This is a genomic window from Streptomyces iconiensis, assembly GCF_028657195.3.
In the GTDB taxonomy this organism is placed as follows: Bacteria; Actinomycetota; Actinomycetes; order Streptomycetales; family Streptomycetaceae; genus Streptomyces; species Streptomyces iconiensis.
This window is the reverse complement of record NZ_JANCPR020000021.1, coordinates 85,201-102,850: the sequence shown is the minus strand read 5'-3', so window position 1 is coordinate 102,850 and position 17,650 is coordinate 85,201. Positions and strand designations below refer to the sequence as shown.

General features: G+C 68.4%; 8 protein-coding genes and 3 pseudogenes. 2 read left to right on the top strand and 9 right to left on the bottom strand.

The window, feature by feature from the left end; translation table 11 throughout:
* Positions 1–164: 164 nt before the first annotated feature.
* The 6 genes and pseudogenes from NMN56_RS21650 to NMN56_RS21625 form a co-directional block, all read right to left on the bottom strand.
* On the bottom strand, positions 165–4,370 hold the full coding sequence (locus tag NMN56_RS21650) for a tetratricopeptide repeat protein (RefSeq protein ID WP_274042041.1): 4,206 nt from the start codon (positions 4,368–4,370) through the stop codon (positions 165–167).
* Entirely contained in the window at positions 4,367–4,852 is a 486-nt protein-coding gene (locus NMN56_RS21645) for a hypothetical protein (RefSeq protein WP_274042040.1), read from the bottom strand. The genes NMN56_RS21650 and NMN56_RS21645 overlap by 4 nt, the downstream gene beginning before the upstream one ends.
* Positions 4,853–6,532: 1,680 nt before the next feature.
* On the bottom strand, positions 6,533–6,769 hold the full coding sequence (locus NMN56_RS21640; protein WP_274042038.1) for a hypothetical protein: 237 nt from the start codon (positions 6,767–6,769) through the stop codon (positions 6,533–6,535).
* Positions 6,766–7,533, bottom strand: a pseudogene (locus NMN56_RS21635) (IS5 family transposase); the annotation flags it as partial. The gene NMN56_RS21640 and the pseudogene NMN56_RS21635, both read right to left, overlap by 4 nt.
* 355 nt (positions 7,534–7,888) lie before the next feature.
* Positions 7,889–8,488, bottom strand: coding sequence for a hypothetical protein (locus tag NMN56_RS21630; RefSeq protein WP_274042037.1), 600 nt, complete (start codon positions 8,486–8,488; stop codon positions 7,889–7,891).
* 21 nt (positions 8,489–8,509) lie between these two features.
* On the bottom strand, positions 8,510–9,796 hold the full coding sequence (locus NMN56_RS21625) for a NucA/NucB deoxyribonuclease domain-containing protein (RefSeq protein WP_274042036.1): 1,287 nt from the start codon (positions 9,794–9,796) through the stop codon (positions 8,510–8,512).
* A gap of 1,087 nt (positions 9,797–10,883) precedes the next feature.
* Here NMN56_RS21625 and NMN56_RS21620 point away from each other — a divergent pair.
* Positions 10,884–11,036 (top strand): annotated as a pseudogene (locus NMN56_RS21620) (IS1380 family transposase); the annotation flags it as partial.
* 752 nt (positions 11,037–11,788) lie between these two features.
* Here the strand turns inward: NMN56_RS21620 and NMN56_RS43290 are convergent.
* Positions 11,789–12,874, bottom strand: a pseudogene (locus NMN56_RS43290) (IS630 family transposase).
* Between the two features lie 1,258 nt (positions 12,875–14,132).
* Here NMN56_RS43290 and NMN56_RS21605 point away from each other — a divergent pair.
* On the top strand, positions 14,133–14,363 hold the full coding sequence (locus NMN56_RS21605) for a hypothetical protein (RefSeq protein ID WP_274042035.1): 231 nt from the start codon (positions 14,133–14,135) through the stop codon (positions 14,361–14,363).
* Between the two features lie 698 nt (positions 14,364–15,061).
* On the opposite strand, the gene NMN56_RS21600 is transcribed toward NMN56_RS21605, so the two are convergent.
* Together NMN56_RS21600 and NMN56_RS21595 are read right to left on the bottom strand one after the other, a co-directional pair.
* Positions 15,062–15,634 (bottom strand): hypothetical protein, encoded by a 573-nt coding sequence (locus NMN56_RS21600; protein WP_274042034.1) that lies wholly within the window; start codon positions 15,632–15,634, stop codon positions 15,062–15,064.
* Between the two features lie 307 nt (positions 15,635–15,941).
* On the bottom strand, positions 15,942–17,648 hold the full coding sequence (locus tag NMN56_RS21595) for an IS1182 family transposase (RefSeq protein ID WP_274042033.1): 1,707 nt from the start codon (positions 17,646–17,648) through the stop codon (positions 15,942–15,944).
* Positions 17,649–17,650 lie beyond the last annotated feature (2 nt).

Sequence of the window (17,650 nt, the reverse complement as noted above, 5' to 3'; positions counted from 1 at the left end):
GAGCAAGCACTGAAGGACCGTCCCGCCAGCCGGTGAGCAGCTGGGCCAGGAGGCCCACGGCTTCTTGTTCTTGCTGAGCGCTCAGGGCCACGAGGTGCGGGTCAGCGAGGACTACTGGGTCGGGTGCGCGAGCCTTTGCCACCCGCCGGGGTGCCTGGCACCGCTTACTTCCACTTCTTGGGACGCTTCGGCTTCTCGTCCTTCTTGGGACGCTTCGGCTTCTGGCTCTTCTTCGGCGGTGTCCGGGGCCGGCGCAGGGTCGGTGGAGGAATAGCGGCTTCCAGCGTGTCCGCTTCGGCTTCTGCCTCTGCGGCCTGAGGGAAAGCGCGGATGGCCCGGTACATCTCCGCGCGCCGGCGTAGGGCCAAGAGCAGGGCGGCACGCGCTTCGGGTGAGTGGTCCTTCCACCGGCGCCCCACATCGATGGCCCGGTCGACGGCGCCTTCGCCATGGGGTGAGCGGCCGAGGTTCCACTCACGGATTCCCACGTCCAGCCAGCCCCTCGCGAGTTCGGACTCGTACGCCGGTAGACGGGTGGCGATATCGGTGAACATCTCGACGGCCTGGATGGCGCAGTCCCTGGCCAGCGACCGTTCGCCCGCTACTGCCAGGCCGTCGCCCAGCTCCCGCAGGGAGCGGGCGACACCCGCACGCGCCTCGTCCGAGAAGCCCGGCGTCTCCCGGCACAGCTCGACGGCCTCCTCGATCGCCCTCCGGCCGGACTCGACATGGCCGAGGGGCGCCTCGGCCAGAGCCAGGCGGGTGAGCGCCATGACCAGATTCTCGGCGGGGCACGCCTCGTCCGCGCGTACCACTGCCGCGGCCTCGCCCGCCGCCCGGACCGCCTCCTGGTGGTGCCCGAGGCCGCTCAGGGCTTCGGCGAGCGCACTGAGCGCGACATCGACCGCGCCGACCTGCCGGGCGGGCGGCAAGGCCCGCAGCGCGTCGACGGTCTGCCGCAGCACGGTGGCGGCGCCCTGGAGGCGGCCTGCCGCCTTCGCCGACGCCACCAGCTTGGTGACACCCAGCAGGAGACCCATGTGGGCCACCTCGGACCGGTCACCTTCCTGAAGGAGGATCGCCGGCAACGCGCGCGCCATCTCGCACAAGGCGTCATATGCCCTCGCGGGCCTGCCGCGGCCCAGGGACTCTTCCGCCTCCTGGAAGAGTCCCAGGAGGCGCCTCTCCTCAGCGGTGAGCTCGGCTGGCCTCTCCCCGTTCACGGCGCTACGCAGCATTTCGGGACCGCGTCCGAGCATTCCGTGCGAGGTCCACGGCAGGAGCGTGGACACGGCGTCGAGGAGTTCGCGTGCCTCGGTGCGTTCGTTGTCCGGACCAGGAGACAGCCCGCCCCGGCCGGAGCCATCCTCTCTATCGAGGAACGGCATGGCACCGACGAGGAACGCCATCACCGCCTCGTGGGAACCGGCGAACCGCAATCCGGCGGCCACCTCGGCGGGCCGCCCGCCGTACCGTCCCGACATCTGGGCGGAAGCGAGCACACGGACCGCGTCCGCGAGGGCCGCGTACGCCGCCCCCGCGACGGTGCGGCCCGAAGCCTCCCGGGCCTGGATCCCGTGCCCCCGGCAGAGGCTCAGGGCCTCATCCGCGTAGCCTGCGGCCCGTTCAATGGCCGGCAGGTCCCCCGCCTTCAAGGTGGCCGATGCCAGCTGCGTGAGCGCGCGGGCGTGCCAGGGTTTGTACACTCCGGGCTCTGTGCGGCGCAGATGCGCGTACGTACGGGCAGCCGCCTGGCACTGCTCCGCGGCCAGCAGCGGCTCCTCCCCCGCGGCCAGCACCCTGGCAAGAGCGAGTCGTGCCTCGGCGAGCAGCGCCTCCTGGTAGGGCCCCGGGCGCTCACGCAGGAGTCCCGTGCGCATGTCGAGCGCCCGCTGCGCCGGTTCCCGCGCCGCCTCCGTCTGCCCGTCCTCCAGCAGTTGTCCGCTGAGCCGGACGAGGCAGCGGGTGAGGCCGTCCTCGTACGCCGCCGGGTTCACCCCGGCCAGCTCCTCGAAGCGGGCGATCGCCTCGCGCTCGCAGACCAGGGCCTCCCGGAGACGACCGAGCTGGTGCAGGCGCTGGCTCTGGTTGGACACGGCGCGGGCGAGCTTCGCCTCGTCGCGGCCGGGATACTTCTCGACCATGCGGCGGAGGATCTGCACGTTCCGGGTGTCGGTGTCGGAAGCCTCCTGCAGGCGGTCGGCTTCGGCGAGGCGGTTGGCGTGGTTCATCAGGGCTGTGGCGAGCGAGGACTCGTATCCGTAGTTGTCCGACTCGCCGATCCAGTCGGCCGCCTGTTCGTACAGCTCCACCGCCCGCTGCCCCGCGACCAGCCCCTCCTGGTACTTGCCCACGCGGGCCAGGGCCGTGCCGAGGTGGGTCAGGGCCGATGCGGCCAGCAGCGCGGCCGCCATCGCCGCGTCGGCATCCTCGGTACGGTCCCCCAGGTCGGGCGCGAGGAATCCGTCGTAGATCCGCACCGCCGCACCTGCGTTCGTCGCGCACTCCTGCCACCGTCCCAGCTCCGCCAGGACGGCGCTGCGGTCATCCAACGTCTCCACCAGCAAGACCGCGCCCATCGCAGCGGTCTGCCGTATGGCGTCGAGGGCTTCGCCGAACTCCCCCATGCTGCCGAAGACTTCCTTCACCGAGTCCACGTGCAGCGCGAGGTCCGGCGCGGAGAACTCCTGTCCGTCCGGCAGCACCATGGATGTCTGCGCGTGGATGACCGACTCGGCCCGATCGAGCGCCTCCAGCGCCTCCTCGTAGCGGCCCGCGTCCTTCTGTCTGCGGGCCAGCAGGAGCAGGAGTCGGACCTGGTCTTCGGGGGTCGCAGCACCGAGACGGTCGCGGGTGACGCGTGCGGTGAGCGCGGCCATCCCCACATCGAGGTCTATTCGGCGGCGGGACGGGAAGCACTCGGTGACTGCTGCGAGCACATCGGGGGCCAGGTCCTCGACCTCGGCCAGGGCCGTCAGGGCCGCTCCGCCCGCCGCGACCGCGAGGGCCGGGTCGGTGCGCAGTACATCGCCCAGGTGCCGCGCGACGTGCGGCCAGCGGCCGGGCCCCGCCGCGGCGGCCAGGAAGGTCACCAGGCGGGGAGCGTGCGGCAGCGGCTCATCCGGATCGCCGTCACCGGACGCAAGTGCATGGAGCGTGGACGGTGCCCAGGGTTTGGCCTCGTAGTCGGCCACGTCGTGCCCCGGGAGGCTGAGTGCGAGGAAGTCCTCGGCCAGGCGGTCGGGGTAGAGGGGTTCGAGGACCGCGCCCTGTTCGGCCGGCGGGTAGCAGACGCCGTGGTCGGCCAGCACCCGATCGGGGTGGGTGTCCAGGTCGAGGCTGCGCAGCAGCGCCGCACCGCGCGCGTGCGTGGTCGCACCGGTCAGGGTGGCGGCGAAGACGGCGCGCGCCATGGTGGACGGGCGCGTGCCATAGTCCTGCCCCTCTATGCCCGATTCATGGAGCCGCTGCCAGTGCTCGGCTTCGCGGTCGAGGAGGTAGGAGGTGAGCCCTGCCATGTCCTCGGGGGTCCGCAGTCCCCGTACACGGGCGTCGACCGCGACCAGCGCCGCAGTGTGCACCGACAGCGCGAGGTCGAACGCGGACCTTTCGAGAGCCGCCGGGGGCGCGATGGTGTCGGTATCAGCCGGGCTCAGCCCGTGGCGCGCGGCGAAGCAGTCCCTGGCCACGCGGAAGACGCGACGGCGCTCGTCAGGGCCGTCCGCCAGGGGGCGCAGCTCCTGGATACGGGTGTCGGCCTGCACCTGGGACAGCGCGGACAGGACCACCGGCCAAGGACGCTTCGAGCGCGCCAGCAGGAGGCAGCGAGTGGGGAATTCGCGGTGCAGCAGCTTGTTGTTGAACAGCAGACTCAGGTGCGAGGCGGGCCAGCGGTCGGCGTAGTCGAGGACGAGCAGTAGCCCGCTCTCCTGACCGTGCAGCCGCATATCCTGGCTCCCGGGCGACGGCAGCACCCGCCACTGCGGGCCATGCTCGGCGTGCACCACCTTCCACCCGGCCTCGGCGCTGCGCGCGGCGAACTCGGCCGCCAAGCGCGACTTCCCCTGACCGCCCGGACCATGCATCCAGCACGCGGACAAACGCGGTGAGCTCGCGTCCCGCCAGTCGGCCAGTTCCGCCAACTCGCCCTCACGGCTGGTGAACTCCACCACCTGGTGGTGGGCGTTCAGCATGCGGCTGGGCTGCTCCACCAGCCAGGCGGGGTCCGGCGGCACGTGCGGGCGGTCTTCCAGCAGTACGTAGACCGGGCCACGGTCCTGGTAGACGCTCAGATCCCCGCCGACCACGCCGACGCCGTATCCCGACTCGACGAAGATCTGCTGGCGCGGCGTCCCCTCTTCTTCGGTCACCGGCCACTCTCCTCCTCCGGCGGGGGAGGAGGAGCCTGATGCACGATCACGTTCCCACCCTGGGCAGCGAAGACGGACGACCCCTCGTAGGCGTTGTTCGTCTGCACCTGCGCCCCATGGACCTGCGCCAACTGCGGGGCGAGCTCGGCGACCAGATCACGCAGCTCGGACTCGATCTGCGGATCCTCCCGAAGCAGCGCCTGGAACCGGAACTGCCAATACGGAGCCAGCTGCTGCCGAGCCGCCGCTGCGTCCTCGGCGCTTGCCACAAGCCGCGCGTTGTTCTCCAACTCGGCAAGGAGCGTGGCAGGTTCGTCACCTTGGTCGCGCTGAAACACGCGCGCGACCTTCGCGTGCACCGCTCCCCACAGGCTTGTCCCCATCGCCCCCGTGAAGGAACTGGCAATGGCCTCAGCCAACGGTAAATCCCCGAACATCACGCCTCCCATGCCGGATATGCCGTGCAGCGAATGCTGTCGCACGCACCTACGTGAAGCAAGGCGGGACGACCAGACCGAGACTCCCCCACGTCCGAAGGACGCGAGATCCACCTACAGTCGATTATCCGTCGGTTCACCCGCCGCGTGACAAGCGTCCCTCCGGATCTTCGCGTGCGACGGGAGAAGACCGACGGCCGACGCCTCGATGAGCCCGGCGGGGTTCGCGTTGTGGCCAGTTGGGGGGCACGATTCTAGGCAGTGCACGAACCCACACGCCCCCGCCCAGCCCCCACCAAGCCCTCATCCCAGGCGGTACGTCTCCTCGACCACAACGATCGCCCCGCCCCGGTGCAGGGCTGGACGTTTCCCATCTGCGGCGCGCCCTGCCGGGGGCTCGAACCTACGGCTACGGGAAACGGGACTCACCTGGAGCCATACGCCGTGTGCCGCCGCGCGTACGCGGCCGGGACGAATCGGTGTGTCCAACTGCGGAGCGCGGCTACGGGGCCGACAGCGGCCCCCGGGGTGCCGGGAACCGCGGCCGACGAGGGGCTTATGACGGCGGATTCCGGGGCTGGCTACCCGCCCAAAACTGACGCCCCGTTCGAACCAGCGCACAACCAGCAACCGTACGGATAACGACGGGTGACCAGAGGTGACGACGTATCAGTTTCACCAGCACCCAACCAGCGACCGGAACCGCAGCGGGGTGAGCCCGGAAATGGGCACACCCCTTTTGACCTGCTGGTTTGACTAGTCGCGGATGGTCCGCCATCCGCGCCCGCTACACATTGAAGCGGAACTCCACCACTTCGCGGACCGGACCGAGGGCGAACGAACCTTCTGTCCGAAGGGGGGCCCCAGCAGAGCCGTCCTCGAACACCTCGGCGGGGTCGACGAGTTCACCCGGCCACACGTTCAGCGACAGCCAGGGCCGCATGCAGCTGTCTGGTGTGGCCGGGCCGGAAGCGCGTCCAGATCGCCATGCGCACCGAGGGCATCGCCGAGCAGTTCCGGACCTGGCCCAGGGCGAAGGCCCAGGCCGACGGCTCCGGGTACCTGGGGCCGGCTAAGAAGTTTCGCGCCCAGGTCAGCGCTCCGTCGACGAAGCCCAAGGAGGAGGCATGCGACGGGGACAAGTACGTCTGGCGGGAGCCGCGGCGCCGTCCCAGCCCGCATCTACGTGGAACACGCCGACGCCGAGCTCCGCCAGCGGGCGCCCTCACGACGGTTGCCCCCGTGACAACTACGCCGAGACCCACATCGCGATCGCTGCACCTGTCTCCGACCGATCATCACGACGGGCCACCCGCCGCGAGACAAGCACCGAACTCGTCCTCGTCCGCGATGTAGCCTGCTGATCACCCACCAGCCGAACCGCCAGACCAGCACATCCGCATTTCGGTTTCTCCCGAGGTCGTCAGCAGTAACCGCACTATCCCCTGGGCCACACCTGACGGCAGCTGCGAGTTCAACGCCCTTTAAGTGGGCGGTTCGTGAGTCGATGCCCGTTTCCAAGTGACGGTTGGAGCAGAGGCGCCAGCCGCGGTGCTGGCTACTGCTTTCTGGCGAAGTTGCCGGTGTCGGCTTCGGTGAGGATGCCGAGTTTGACTTTGACAAGGCGTTTCAGCTTGGCCCGGGTGCCTTCGACGTTCTTCGGCAGCACGTCGCGGCCGAGGACCTGTCAGACATCCTTGGCCCGCAGGGGGCCGGTCGCCTCGTTCAAGACAGCGAGAATGCGTGGGTAGTCCGGGTGCTCGGGCAGCTCCGGCGGGGATGCGGGAGCCGGTCGGCGAGGCCGGTGACGGTCTTGCGGGTGATCGTGAGGTGCTCCAGGTGCATCTCGGCCTCCCGCAACCGGGTCTCCAGGTCGTCGATCTGAGCGCGGAGGTCGTCGGCCAGGGCCCGGGCGGCGTCTTCCTGGAGGTCCAGGGCATCGGGCAGAGGCCGGATGTTCACACGGTCACCTCCTGCGCCACGCGCCAGGAGGGGGCGTTCGCACCGGTGAGGCGCCGGGTCATGACGTGGATCATCGCCCAGTAGACGCGGGAGGCGGCGGAAGAGGAGCGGTGCTCGTAGTCACGGACCAGGCGCCGGTGCAGTATCAGAATCCCGTAGGTCTGCTCGACCCTCCACCGCTTCGGCTGCAGCACCGACCCCGTCTCCTGTGGGCTGCGTGCGACGATCTCGACATCGATTCCCAGGTTGGCGCCGTGCAGGACCACCTGGTTCTTGAAGCCCTGGCCGACCAGGGCTTTGCGGACGGTGTCGCCGGCGTGATCGGCGACCTGGTCAAGCAGGACGGTGCCCACGGTGTTGTCGTGCGTGTTCGCGGCGGGGACGACGACCGCGATGACCAGGCCGGGGACGTCCACGGCCAGTCCACGTTTGCGGCCGGGCACCCGCTTGGCCGGATCGTGGCCACTCGTGGCGGCGGGAACCCCGGCGGCCACGTGGACACTCCCGGTGTCCAGCACCACCAGGGCCGGGTCCTCTCACCGGCGGGAGCGTTCACGGACCTGGCAGCGCAGGAGTTCATGGATGACCTGATCGGTTCCGTCGTCCCGCCAGGCGGCGAAGTAGCAGTACGTTGCGCTCTTCCGCGGCAGGTCGTGCGGGAGGTAGGCCCCTTGGCAGCCGGTCCGCCCCTGGCAGAGGAGCGCGTTGATGATCTCCCGCATGTCGTAGGCGCCCTGATGGCCGCTGACCGGGCGGTGCCGGTCGGCTTGCGTTCACTCACCCGGTCACATCACCAGATCAACAACCGCGGACCGGCAGATTCCGCCCCGCCGCCACACCATCAGACGACAGCAGATCCGCACGAAGACTCACGAACCGCCCGAACACGATGGCCCACCGAAGCCTCCCGAGCTCCTGTAGGTGCTGTCGGCTCTCGGATCAGGCGAAGATTCCGTGAGGACGATACTGGGATTCCAGCATCGTGACGTGGAGTCATTTGGGTGCGACGTCGCCTCGGATGAGAGCTGCACGAACAGGAGCGGATGAGCTGCTGTGAAGGCAGACCGTCCCATGGTCCGGACGGAGCGGAACGACCGTCCCTCGCGCCGAGGGGCTGGACTATCGTTCCGGCGGCGGGTGCGGGCCGGAGGACTTTGCCGGTGGTGTGCTGGGAAGAGCGTCTGGTGGAGGAGACTGCGGAGTCGGCCGTTGTGCTGCTCTGCGCCAGCTTGCTCCGACCGAGTCGGTCTGCTTGTGGACATGGTCGGGCGCGGCTGGTGCGGGCCAGACGGTGAGGTGGTATTCCTCCACCGGCTCGAAGGTGACCCCGTCGGGTGCGGTGTCGCGCCCTCGGGCGTGGACGCGCACTCGGTAGCTCCCGGGGCCCTGCTGGGAGAGGACGGGGAAGTCGGGCGGTACGTCGTCGACACACAGGACCCGCACCTCCCCTATGGGCGCCACCAGGGAGTGGTCGACGACCTCGTCCCACGGATCAAGGTCCACCGTGTCCGGTGGCTGCCGTCGTATCTCCAGATTCACGGTGACGTCGCCGCTGGCGATACCGGTGAGGATCACGGTTTCGCCGGGCGTGGTGGTGAAGACCAGGCCGTTGGCGTAGTGCTCCGGGGCGGAGCGGCCCGACGTGCCGGGCTCGGCGAGAAGGAATGACCGGTATTCCACGGAGACCAGGCCGCTCGCTGACTTTGCCTGCTCGTGCACGTCGGACCTCCAGACGTGTTGCTACTCCACGATCCAGACGTGGAATTCGTCCTTCGCCAGGACGCGGTTGTCCTCATAGAAGGGACGCAGTCCTTCGCGTCCGGCCTCGCTGTTCTCAGTGGCTGGGATCATGCACGCGGACCAGCCCTTGGCGCCGGTCCCGGACCCCAGTTGGTTGATCTGGCACCAGTCGAAGGTACGTCCAGGCGCCGGGGGCTGTGGCGGCGGCGACTGGGTGTACGCGCCTTGATGGGTGGAGCGGAAGGGGTACTCGTCGCAGCTATAGCCCGTCGGGCGCGGGTAGCCGCCGGCTCCCTCCTGGGGGCAGGCGCGGTCGCCGTTGCGGCGTATGTCGGCACGGTCCCGCAGCCGGGTCAGGGGCTCGCCGTCCGGGTACGCACCGGGAAGCCCGGACTTCTGCGCGTCGCGCACATGTCGGGCGAAGTTCTTCCACTGGCCGGACAGGCTCACCGCCCAGGGCGGCTCATAGCTGGGCACCACGCACCCCGGGCCCTTACTGGGACGCAGTTCGTCATCGCACCGGATGGTCTCGGTCGCGTCGAACTCCGGAGGGCTGGGGATCGCTCCCGGCACCGTGATGTAGTAGCCGGGAACGTTGGACCCGTTCCCGCGTTGACCGGCGCTCACGGTCGAGTCCAGTAACCACTCGCCGTACGAGACCTTCTCCTTGGACAAGAGCTGGGACGGGAACTTCCCCTCGCCGACCTTGCATTGACCGCTGCAGGCAGCGAAGCCCTGCACCCGAGCCCCTTCGATGGCTCCCCAGCCACCAGACTTGTCGACGACGATCTGGTTGCCCCAGGTAGGAGCGGAGGCGTCGGTGTAGGCGTAGTTGATTTCAAGGAAGTAGATCTCCCCGATCTTCTTCCACGTCGGAAACTGCCGCACGATGGCAGTCTTCGAAGAGATCTTGCACGCATGCTCGCGGTTGACCCACCAGCCGTCGAGGGCATGATCCCAGCACCACTCCGGGATCGGCACATAGTCCTTGGGCCTGTGATCTTCAAGTTTGCGTTCCAGCGCCCGAGGTTGGGTCTGCCGCGCTTCGTCCGGAGTGCTCGGCCGGATACACACCTGCTGGTCATCACCCTGGACCGCCCGGCGCTGTGCGGCCTTCTCCTGGGCTTTACAGCCATCGGTCTCCTTGATGGGCCCACCCGGCTGCTCAGGGGTGGCGGAGGCGGTCGGCGTGGGCTCGGGTCTCTCCCCCGCGCCGGCTGCCTGGCTGGTGGGTACCAGCAGACAGATCGTCGCGGCCACGCCGACCGCGGCTAAGATTCTCTTCATGGAATGCGTGCTCCTTCCGGAGTTCACGTTGCCAGGAGACGCACGGGGAAAGTGTTACTGCCGCGCGCCGTCGGCAGCCTATGGGGGGGCCACAAGGCACGTGATATCGGGTTCACGACAACTTGCGCCCAAACTCCGTGATCACCGTTCCGCCGTCTGCGCACCACACAGCACCGCGTAACGCACGCCCACGGACCGGCGGGAGAGTGTCCCTGGCAGCGCACGTGCCGAAGTGGCCGAATACAGGCCCAAGGGCCTCATAGAGCCGACTGTTCTCCTTGACGCGGGCGCTGCGACGTCGCCATGGAGTTGTGGGAAGACCGACCGGATCAAGCAGCTCCCGACCCCCCAAGCCAGAACGTGATGCGACCGGCATGCTGTGATCCCGGGTCTCGCTGCGAGGTAAAGCGTCCCCTCCACACGGCGCCACGCCCCACTTGACGCTACGTCACGATTCCGGAATCCCAATGGTCGTCCTCGCGGAATTCGCGCCTGATCCCGGCTCTCGTGAACCAAGCCAGTCCCCGGCCTGACACCGATCCTGGACACGCTGCCCGTGATCGCGGGCATGGTGCGTGGCAACCGTCCCCCTCTCCAGGTCACTGCTGTCGCCGACCGCTGGGGCACCCTCTGCTACGACGCCCTCACCGAACTCCTCTGCACCCCCGTCGCCCTCGCCACCAGCCTCGCCTCTTCAGCTCCGCCTCCCTCGCCGGGCCCCTCTTCGCCACCCACCTCTCCCTGGTATTCGTCAACCCCTCCCTCACCAGCGCACTTCTGACGCTCAGGACCGACCACGAGGCCCCCACATGGGCTGACGATCGAACCGGAACGTATGGGACTCCACGGGTTCGACAGTCGCACCGACAGGCCATTCTGCCCAGATTTACGGCTTTTCCTGGAGCGCCAAACAGCTCCCCTGTGACAGTCGTTCACGGCGTCGATCAGCAACGTGGTGAAGAACCGAAGCGGCTCTCGCCCCTCGGGGACGGACGTACTCCCTCCATGGAAGAGGTGTTCCCCATGCCTTTTTCCGGTCATTCCCTTCTCGGGTTCTCTTTCCTGGCCGTCGTGGCGCTCGCCAAGGCCGGGCCGCCTGCGATTCCGCCTGTTCTCCGCAGTCGCCCAGCTCGTCACCACTGGCCGGCGCCGCATCCTCCGCCTCGCCCGCCACTGGCCCTGGACCCATGAGATCACCAGCGCCCTCGAACGGCTTGCGCTCCTACCCAACCCCGGCTGACCAGCGGATTCGCCTGTCCCTACGAGAAGAGACCCCAGCCCGGAGCAGTGGAACCCGGCGCCCGCCCGAAGCGACAACCGGGCCGCCAGCCTGCCCACCATCAGCTCCGGAAAGCGAAAGGGTCCACCGACTTCGTCGGCGGACCCTCATGCAAGATCGAGGTTAAGAAGGCCCTGTTGACCGACGCGTAATGGCCACACGTTGTGCATGGCTACTGGGCGCAAGAACAAAAGCAGTCGTCAGGGGCGTGACCCGTAGGGTATCGGTCCAACTTCCCCCTCGGACACGTACTGGTACCCCACGGGTACTCGTAGAGTGCTGGTCGAGATGCATCTCGACCAGCACTTTTTGTTGCGCGGGATCGTAGCGGAGACGGATTCCTAGCCGTTTGTAGAGCTCCGCTTCGTCGGCCGGGTCGGCTTGAGGGATCACCTTTGAAAGATCGCCGACCGACCGTACGAGACGTGCGACCTCTTCACGGTCCGTGACGGCACGCCGTTTCCTGGAGTCGGCTCGCAGCTCAGTCTCTGCTTGGGCTCTGCGGGCCTGGGTTTCGCAGATCCACTGTGTGACAAGTACGGGATCTGCGCCGGCTTCAAGTGCGGCGCGGTGGGCGGCCAGTTTGGAGTCGCACTCGACGATAAGCGCACGCGCCGCAGTTCCGGGATCGATCGAGGGCTCGTCCGGCGCGGCCGTGGCAGACGCCATGAGATCGATCGTCTCCTCGACCCGATGGGGAAGGCAGACCTTAGTTACTGAGTTTGAACTCGTGGGGTCGTCGGGGTGAGGGGTAGGCCGGTTCCGGCGAGGCATCCGTCGTTGAGGTCGCTGCGGTATTGAATCGTGCGCAGGCCGCGACGGACTGTCTGGACGAGGTGCTCGGGGGTGGTGAAGGCGACGTTGCTGAGCCAGCCGCTTCGCAGCAGGGATCAGATGCCCTCGACCGGGTTGAGATCCGGTGCGTAGGTGGGCAGTTGGTGAACGGTCAGCCAGTCCCGGTCCGCGGTCCAGGTGCGGAGTCCGGTGTCCAGGTGGACGTTCACATTGTCCCGGATGAGCACGATCGGGCCGCCGAGCTGGTGGTGGGCGACCTGGAGCACGTTGCGGTAGTCGGTCCAGGCGAAGCTCTTGCGGCCGTCACGCTGGCCGTCGTCGCGGCGGGGCGGTAGATCAGCCGGGAGCGTTCGCCGGGCTTTTAGCAGGTCAGGGCAGCGATCGGGACGCGGCGCCTGGAGCGGCCACGGACCCGGATGACGGGGGTGTGCCCGCGCCGGGCCCAGGTGCGGGCGATGGGCGGCGTCATCGGGAAGCCTGACTCGTCTTCGAAGACGATCCGGGCCCCGGGCGCCGCCGCGATGCTTCCACGTGTGGCCAGGTCTCTTTCACCCAGCCATAGATCGCCGGATCGTCGCGCCCGACGGCACGTCTGGCCGGAACCTGGCAGGAATAGCCGTGCCGGATCAGCAACTTGCGTACACCCTGGACGGTGCAGCTCTTGTGGAACCGACGGCCTGTCAAGTCTTGACCCTGGCCGGAGTCCACCGCTGGTCCGGCCGGCCGTGCGCGGGGGGTCCTTTGACCAACTCGCCCTCCAACTGGCCGAATTGGCCCTCGCTCAGGCGTGGCGACGAGGCCGAACCGACCGAGCGCAAGGCCAACGGACCGCCACCGGCCCAGGCGCGTCGCCACCGCTGTACCGAGTGGACGCTGACCCGCAGATCCTTCGCGATCACCGGACTCGTATCGCCCCGGGCGAACCGCCCGGCCGCCGTCAGCCGAAGGCCCTCTCGGAACTCCCGCCGCTCCTCCGTCAGCCCGCCGCCCTGCGCGTACCTCATGACAACGACATACCGCGAGGCGGGCACGCAGGGGATCGCTCGCATAAGCGCGCTGACCTGGGCGGCGACACCGATCGGAACGCGCGGGCGGCAGATCGGCCAGCGGATCGCCCATAGGCCGACTGACGGCACGGCGACAGACCGGCCGGGCTGACCCGCAGCGCGGGGTCGTGCGGGCGAACTCACGCATCAGTACGCCGGGACGCAAACCGCTCACGTGGCAGTTCTCGAAACACCTCGTGACCAGCCATAACGGCCCAACGGGGGGCCGCTTGACTTGTCGTGAATGTCGAGCGTCCATGGTCGTCGGCGGGCACCACCGCGCCGTACACGCGACCCGCTGACCATGCGCTGCACGCCCCGCGCGCCGCGCACCCCGGCCGGGGACCCCAACCACACCGCAGCACAACGGTTTGAGGTCCTCTCATGTCACACCAGCACACCCGCCCCCCGCTGCCACCCGACACCACATCCGACACCACATCCGACACACTGAGCGCCACCCACACCGCCATCCTCGACACACTCCGGGCGAACCCCGGCTCCACAGCCGCCGCCCTCGCCCAGTCCGCCGGACTCGGCCGCTCCACCACCAGCAAAGCCCTCACCCTCCTGGAATCACGTCACCTGGCCGTGCGCGACCGGGGCGAGAACGGCCCCGGCAAGAAATCCACCCCCGACCTCTGGCACGCCCTCCCCCACAACGCCCCGGGGGCCACCCACCCCTCCCCGGACCGCGACAGCCACGACGAGCTGTCCGAGGACTACGGCTCCGCCCTGAAAGGCAGCGGCACCGAGACCGCCCCGGAAAACCAGAAGCACGCCCTCGCACAGGACGCATCCCGGCAGCATGGACCGGACGCACGCGCCGTTCCCATCGAGGAGGTATCAGACGCAGAGCAAGCGAACCTGCCGCCCAAGGACAGCGGGAACGCCACCGGCGCTGAAACCACCCCCGCTTCGGCCTTGACCGACCAGGAAACCGAAGCGGCCCGACGCGAGCAGGCGCCCAACCCGGACCTGGGAACTCGATCCAGTACCGAGCGGACGCCCCCGGCCCCCACACCCAGCGCCCCGGCTGCCGGGACGTCCGACACCGAGCCGAGTCCCCCTGCCCCCGCCGCTCCCGGCTCGGCTCCGGCGGCTCTCGCGTCGCCCGAGCCGGGCGAATGCTGCACCCTGTGCGGGCAACCGCAGCGCCGCCCGCTTCGCGACCGACGGCAACAGGCTGCACCCCGGAGGGCTGCAAGAGATCGTGTTGGTCCATCTCCAGGCACACCCCGAGAAGGAGTTCACCGCAACCGGCATCAGCCGGGCCGTAGGACGCTCCTCCAGCGCAATCGCCAACGCCCTACCCAAACTCGTCGCCCAGGGACACGCCCGCCAGGTGAACGAGACACCGCGCCGCTTCCAGTACAACTCCTCGGGACCAAACATCCAGAAGGGAGCGACCTCAACTCGTCAGCCCGTACCAGCCGAACACCGCTGACACCCACACACCTCACCGCTCCCGTGCTCGCGCCCCGAAAACTTCGGAGCGCGAGCACCGCATACTGGCGTCGGCCACGACAGCCCCCTGAAACAGGGTGCTGCGGCGGGTGCGCACGGCATCGGGTGAACCCGGCACACCTACGGCCTCAGGACGTTGGCCCGTGCTGTACCCGCACGGGCCACCGAGATTCCCACGGTCACCCCCATGAATCCCGTGGTGTCCTTCCGCGGTGAGACTGGCCATGCCCTGCGGGGCGGGGCGAGACAAAGCGTTCGACGCGCGGCGCGCTGGCCCTCAGCCCCCACACACGCTGGGCTGCAGTTCGTGTATGTCCGGGTCTGACGGGTGGCACGCGGCCCTTCACTGCCTGGTCACGGGGGCACAACCATCCGCATGGCACGGCGAAAATCAACGCACCCGTGAAGAGGGTCGCGGCGAAAGCAATTCCGATGGTGACTGGCACCGGGCAATGCCACCTCGCGGCGAGGAGTGCGCCGCCCCAGGAAAGGATGGGTACCGCGAACCTCCAGAACGGCTCCAACAGCCGCACAGGCGGACTCACATGCCTGGCCAATGCGGTGTCCTTCAAAGTGCATACGAAGCGGGCTGGGTGCTCGGAACATACCCCTTCCGAGCGCCCAGCCCTTCCCTTTCGGCCTTGTTAGCGTCGGCCCTTGCTCGCCATAGACGTGAATTTACTCGGTCCCACACCGGCCACGCCCACCACAGCGTTGGTCGCGCAGGCGCTCAACCCAGTACTCCACATCCGCCCTGTAGGCGGTTGATGTCACCAGGGGAATCCTTGCCTCGGCACCGGGCAGCAGCTCCAGATGGTGTTCCTTGAGTGAGAGTTCCAGGTCTTCTTCGGCCCAGAGCCTCTCTTTGATCCGCCCGGTGCCTCTGTGACAGCTGAACGCCATCACCTGATCCCCCGTCAACACCACGACGAAGCCTGGCTCCAGCATGAAGTACGGGAGGCCACTCACGCGACGCCGAACGGGGAACACCATTTTCTGGCTCTCATCAGCGGACAAATATTCATGCGTATCGCTGGGCGGCCACGCCGAGTGGAGCAAAGGAATGGGCAGCCCAATTGAACGGTGCAGCAGGGCTAACAGGGCTGTGATCGAAATGCATGCTCCTGCGGACCAGGCCAAGGCCGCTGTGGTTTCCCATCCATAGACCCACGGCACAACGATGAGGAAGTACGCTGCGAACGGGGGCACAAGTGAAGTGATCCACCGCAACACCAACTTGGGTATAGCCATGAGATGGCCTCTCCCCTTCCACTGGTCAGCACCGCTCGAAGGCGCCCCGCCTGTTGGGACGAGGCACCTTCTACCGTATTGCTCCGGAGCGTCGCTTTGCGTGCCAGGCACCTTTACCAGTCACCTACTTACCGACGTAGGGTCTTGCCGAAGATCCCCAAAACGCCTGAGCGGTCGACGCCCGCGGCTGGACGGAGCGCTACGTCTACGACGAGGCAGGCAACCAGACAGAGGCGAGTTGGCCACAGCAGCAGGCGTCACCGGAAGCACTAACTTGATTCTGTCGGGGATCTTGGGGTTTCCGAGGTCAGGTGCCCAGGGTTCGCCAGGACTTCAGCCGGGGTATCTCGCGCTGGTCGAGGTAGTTCTGGAAGGAGGTCGGTCGTCGGGGCATGAGGGTTTCCTCGGCCGGGGGCAGTCCGCTGAGTCGCTCGATGTTGACGGCGATGGCCGTCAGGACGTGCTGGATACGTGCCTTCCCCTGTCCCCGGTAGCGGCAGCGCCGCATGCCGTGCCCGTGGGCGAACTCGTTGACCGTGCCCTCCACTCCGGAGCGGACCGCGTAGCGGGTCTTCCACTCGGGTGTCTGCTGCTCGGTACGGACGTGGAGTTGCAGGTCACGGAGTTCTCGCGGGGGAAAGCCCACGGTGCGGGCGCTGTCGGCGGTGCTGGTGCACTGGGCGCGGGCCGGGCAGGGACGGCACTGGCTCTTGGCGAACCGGGCCACGATCAGCGGGGCCGCAGTAGGCGAGGAGGTCGGATAGGGGCCGTGCCGGCCCGCGCTGACCTGCCCCTTCGGGCAGGTGACCTGCTGACGGTCGTAGTCGATGTGGAAGTCGTCCCGGGCGAAACCCTCGTTCCGGCGGTGCTGGCGGGTGGGGTTGCTCCGCAGCGGCCCGGAGACGGTGACCTGGTGATCACGGGCGGCTTGTTCCAGGTGGGGCAGGGAGGTGTAGCCGGCGTCGACCAGGTGCTCGGCGGGCAGCAGCCCGCGACGCGCCAGGCGGGTGTGGATGCCGGGCAGGACCTGGCTGTCGTGGGTGGTGGCCGCTGTGGTGGCCACGTCCGTGATCACATTGGGGCCGTCGGGAGCGCAGGCCTCGGTCAGGTGAGCGGCGAACCCCTTCCAGCTGATGATGTGTCCGTGCCGTGCGTAGCGGGCCGTGGTGTCGTAGGGAGAGACGATCGCCCGGGACGAGGGCGGCAGTCCGGGCCCGCCTTCCTTCTCAGCGGTGCGCCAGAGCAGGTGCCCTGCCTCGTCACGGTGGTAGTTCTGCACCATGATCTGACGCAGGGCCTGGATGCGAGGACCGGACGCGCGGTCTGCTCCGTGCCGGTCGAGGTGTTCCAGGAGCCGGACGGCGTCATCACCGGTGGCCAGGATCCTGGTCTTGGGCTTGGTGGGGTTCTTGCCCAGACGGACCGGCCGGCCGCAGCGGAGCCCCCGGTCCTCGTCAACCAGTCCGTCGAGCAGGTGCGGGGAAGAACCGGCGACTTCTTCGAGTGCGGCGCGGACGGCCTCGGTGATCAGCTCCATGCGGGTCAGGTCACGCACCGCGGCCAGGACATGGGTGGAGTCGGTACGCTGCGTGGTGCGCTCGCGCACCAGCCCGGCCTCCTTGAGACGCGCGAGCGCGAGATCGAGGAGGCCGTCAGCACGGTCGTCTTCGGCGAGACGGTCACGGAAGTCGGCCAGCACGCTGTGGTGGAACCCGGGATCGTCCAGCTCCATGGCCATGGCGTACTTGAAGTCGATGCGGCATCCGACCGCCTCGGCGGCTTGCCGGTCCGACAGGCCGAGCAGGAACTGCAGCACACAGACGGTGGCCAGCTGAGCGGGCGAGAGCCCCGGACGCCCGTCACACGGGTACCAGTCGACGAAATCCTCGTCGCACCACAGACCGTCGAGGCGGTCGCGCACCCATATCGCCGTCGTGCCGCCCGGGTTGCTCGCCCGCGCGATCTGCGCAGTCAGAGGCGGGACCTGCTCACCGGAACGGGGGCGAAGAGACAACG

Excerpts from the sequence above, each read along its gene's own strand:
- NMN56_RS21600 (WP_274042034.1), bottom strand. The coding sequence starts at position 15,634 with ATGGCTATACCCAAGTTGGTGTTGCGGTGGATCACTTCACTTGTGCCC.
- NMN56_RS21625 (WP_274042036.1), bottom strand. The coding sequence starts at position 9,796 with ATGAAGAGAATCTTAGCCGCGGTCGGCGTGGCCGCGACGATCTGTCTG.